The 3,437-nt window shown below is 62.1% G+C and carries 3 protein-coding genes; 1 reads left to right on the forward strand and 2 read right to left on the reverse strand.

Going from position 1 to position 3,437, the window contains the following annotated elements:
• Positions 1 to 206 precede the first annotated feature (206 nt).
• On the forward strand, positions 207 to 1,730 hold the full coding sequence (lnt, locus tag ACIOUG_RS26745) for an apolipoprotein N-acyltransferase (protein ID WP_401070147.1): 1,524 nt from the start codon (positions 207 to 209) through the stop codon (positions 1,728 to 1,730).
• A gap of 172 nt (positions 1,731 to 1,902) precedes the next feature.
• On the opposite strand, the gene ACIOUG_RS26750 is transcribed toward lnt, so the two are convergent.
• Both ACIOUG_RS26750 and ACIOUG_RS26755 read right to left on the reverse strand, forming a co-directional pair.
• Positions 1,903 to 2,664: a YdcF family protein gene (locus tag ACIOUG_RS26750; RefSeq protein ID WP_401070150.1), complete on the reverse strand. Its 762-nt coding sequence runs from the start codon at positions 2,662 to 2,664 to the stop codon at positions 1,903 to 1,905.
• 104 nt (positions 2,665 to 2,768) lie between these two features.
• Positions 2,769 to 3,092, reverse strand: a complete 324-nt coding sequence (locus tag ACIOUG_RS26755) for a hypothetical protein (RefSeq protein WP_401070153.1) — start codon at positions 3,090 to 3,092, stop codon at positions 2,769 to 2,771.
• Between the last annotated feature and the right edge of the window lie 345 nt (positions 3,093 to 3,437).

Raw genomic sequence — 3,437 nt, forward strand, 5'->3', positions numbered from 1 at the left:
ACCAACCCCCCCCACCACCAAAACACAAAAAAAAACCCCCCACCCAAACACTGTTGTCCCCCCCCCCCCCCCCCCCCCACCCCCCCCCCACCCCCACACCCCCCCCCCCCCCCCCCCCCCCCCCCCCCCCCCCCCCCCCCCCCCCCCCCCTACGTATTATTTGCCTGCGACTCACGCCAATCGCTCGGTAATCATTAAGGATAGAAATGCGCTGGACAACCCGCCCCGGCTGGCCCGGTAACCTGCTGGCCGTGGTGGCCGGTGCAATCACCACCTTCGCCCTGGCGCCGTTCAACATCTGGCCGCTGGCCCTGCTGGCGGTCGGCCTGTTCTATGCCGGCCTGCGCGAACTGAAACCGCGTCAGGCGCTGGGGCGTGGCTGGTGTTTCGGTTTCGGCCTGTTTGGCGCCGGCACCAGTTGGATCTACTACAGCATTCACCACTTCGGTGGCGCCTCGGTGTTGCTGGCCGGGTTCCTGATGCTGCTGTTCACCGCAGCGATCGCATTTTTCTTTGCCCTGCCCGCCTGGGTCTGGGCGCGCTGGTTGCGCCGCAATGAAGCACCGTTGGCCGATGCGCTGGCGTTTGCCGCACTGTGGGTCGGCCAGGAAGCGTTTCGCGGCTGGTTCCTCACCGGTTTCCCGTGGCTCTACTCCGGTTACAGCCAGCTCGACGGCCCATTGGCCGGGCTCGCACCAGTGGGCGGCATGTGGTTGGTGTCGTTCGTTCTGGCACTGACTGCCGCGCTGATCTACAACGCGCCGCGCCTGCTGCAATCCGGGCGCAAAGGGTTTATCGCGGCCGGTCTGGTGTTGCTGGTCGGCCCGTGGATCGCCGGTATTGCCCTCAAGGGCCACGCCTGGACCAGTCCGTCCGGTGCACCACTGACCGTCGCGGCGATTCAGGGCAACGTCGAACAAAGCATGAAATGGGACCCGGCGCAGCTCAACGCACAATTGGCGCTGTATCGCGACCTGAGTTTCCGCTCCAAACCGGTGGATCTGTTGATCTGGCCGGAAACCGCGGTGCCGGTGCTCAAGGAGTCCGCCGAAGGTTACCTGAGCATGATGGGCAACTTCGCCGCCGAACGTAAATCGGCGCTGATCACCGGCGTGCCGATCCGCGAAATGGTCCGCCACGAAAAACGCTTCTTCAACGGCATCACCGTGGTCGGCGAAGGCGATGGCACCTACCTCAAGCAGAAACTGGTGCCGTTCGGCGAATACGTGCCGCTGCAGGATCTGCTGCGCGGGTTGATCGCGTTCTTTGACTTGCCGATGTCCGACTTCGCCCGCGGCCCGGCGGATCAGGCGCTGCTGCAAGCCAAGGGTTATCAGATTGCGCCGTTCATCTGCTACGAAGTGGTGTACCCGGAATTCGCCGCTGGCCTGTCGGCACGCAGTGACCTGCTGCTGACCATCAGCAACGACACCTGGTTCGGCACCTCGATCGGCCCGCTGCAGCACCTGCAAATGGCGCAGATGCGCGCACTTGAGGCGGGCCGCTGGATGATCCGCGCCACCAACAACGGCGTGACCGGGCTGATCAACCCGTTCGGGCAGATCACCGAGCAGATTCCGCAGTTCGAGCAGGGCATCCTGTATGGCGAAGTGGTGCCGATGCACAACCTGACGCCGTACCTTGAATGGCGTTCGTGGCCGCTGATCATCGTCTGTGTGCTGCTGTTCGGCTGGGCGCTGATGGCGAGCCGCATGTCGAAAACCCTTTAAAAGCGATCCATAAACACTGTGGTGAGGGGATTTATCCCCGATCGATGACGCAGTCATCGCAAATCCATTGCACTCGATTTACCTGAAAGACCGAGATGCAGGTTTTGGGGCGGCTTCGCCACCCATCGGGGATAAATCCCCTCGCCACGGAAGCCCTCTCAAAACAGTGCTCTTAGCGGTAGAAAAGCGAATACCCCACCTGCCCCACCGCCTCATTCAGCAACTGCCCGCTCTGCCAGATCGACTTGAACTCCGGCAACCAGCCACCAAACGGTCGCGCATTGTCGGTCCCCAGAAACCCCACGGGCGCCGGCACCACTTCAAACCCTGCCTGCTGAAAACACCAGACGGCGCGTGGCATATGCCAGGCCTGCGTCACCACCACAACACGCTTGATGCCTTGCGGCAGCAACAGGTCGGCGCTGAACTTGGCGTTCTCCCACGTGGTGCGGCTCTCGCCTTCCTGCCAGCGCGTCGTCACGCCGAAATCGTCGCGCAACGAATCGGCCATCAGTTTCGCCTCGGTCGGCGGCGTACCGTAATGCAAACCGCCACTGGTCAGGATCGGCAACCCCGAGGCCTTGGCCAGCCGTGCCGCATAGCGCTGACGTTCCAGCCCCACGCCGGTCGGCTGATCCCCGCCCCAGGCCAGATCGCCGCGCTCGCGCCCGGAACCCAGCACCACAATCGCATCGGCGCGCTGCGCCAGCATCGACCACGTCGCACGCGGCAGCGGCGGCTCGCTCTCCAGGGTCTTGGCGCCCCACTGCACGACCACCGGCAGGCTCATCAGCCAGAAGCCACCCAGGCCGAGGGCAAAACACGCAGCCGCCAACCGTGGCCGCGAGCGGCGCAGCCACCAGGCGACCAACAGCAGCAACAGAAGAATGCCGGGCGGCAAGAGCAATTGTTTGATGAAGTAACGAAAAGGCATCGGGGCATCTCCAGAGATGCCCGAAGCCTAAGAGTGTTAATTGAGCGTTACAACCGATAGGGTCGGATCCTGTTGAAAAAGATCCGTTTTTTGCCGATTTGCGCTTACTTGGCCTGCACAGACCTGACCTTGACGGTGTCTCTGCCGGGCGCCTTGTCCTTGAGCCAGATGACCTTGGCCGAATGTGCTGCATCGAGTTGCTTCACTGCCTGCGACAAGCATCCATGCGATTCACGTTCACTGCGATCCAGATAGGCCTTGACCAGTTTGAACTCGGCGGGGCTCAAGCCACGCAATTCCAGTTCCAGGGGGCGCTCGTCGCGCAGCCGGCCAGCGGTTTTGGCAGCGTCGAGCGCCATGCCCAGACGATCCATCAACCGTTCGTACAACTCGGGTTTCGTCACGTTTTTTTGCCGTTGCTCCACCATCCCTCACCTCATTGAAGATAAGACTCACTCCCCAATAAGAGCTTAGCTTCGCTGCACAAACCGGCTGCACGCCGCGACCAACGGCCCTCGCCACGTTTTTAACCGGCCAAACAGCTGTAATCAGGGTTTCCCTAGGCCAAGCGCGGTCATGTATGCTACGGCGCTTCCTGTCATTCCACTTCCAGCTTGTCCGGAGCATCCCCGGAGGGCGCGTTGAAGAGGATTAGGCCACCCCTATCCAGTACAAAAGTAGCCATGCACGAACAATATCAGCCCCGTGAAATCGAAGCCGCCGCCCAGTCGTTCTGGGACGAGCAAAAGTCCTTTGAAGTCAGTGAACAGCCA

The organism is Pseudomonas sp. NPDC087803 (assembly GCF_044742995.1).
GTDB lineage: Bacteria > Pseudomonadota > Gammaproteobacteria > Pseudomonadales > Pseudomonadaceae > Aquipseudomonas.

What these genes read in the sequence shown, in the direction of transcription:
- ACIOUG_RS26755 (WP_401070153.1), bottom strand. Translation starts at nt 3,092, where the DNA reads ATGGTGGAGCAACGGCAAAAAAACGTGACGAAACCCGAGTTGTACGAA.
- ACIOUG_RS26750 (WP_401070150.1), bottom strand. Translation starts at nt 2,664, where the DNA reads ATGCCTTTTCGTTACTTCATCAAACAATTGCTCTTGCCGCCCGGCATT.
- lnt (WP_401070147.1), top strand. Translation starts at nt 207, where the DNA reads ATGCGCTGGACAACCCGCCCCGGCTGGCCCGGTAACCTGCTGGCCGTG.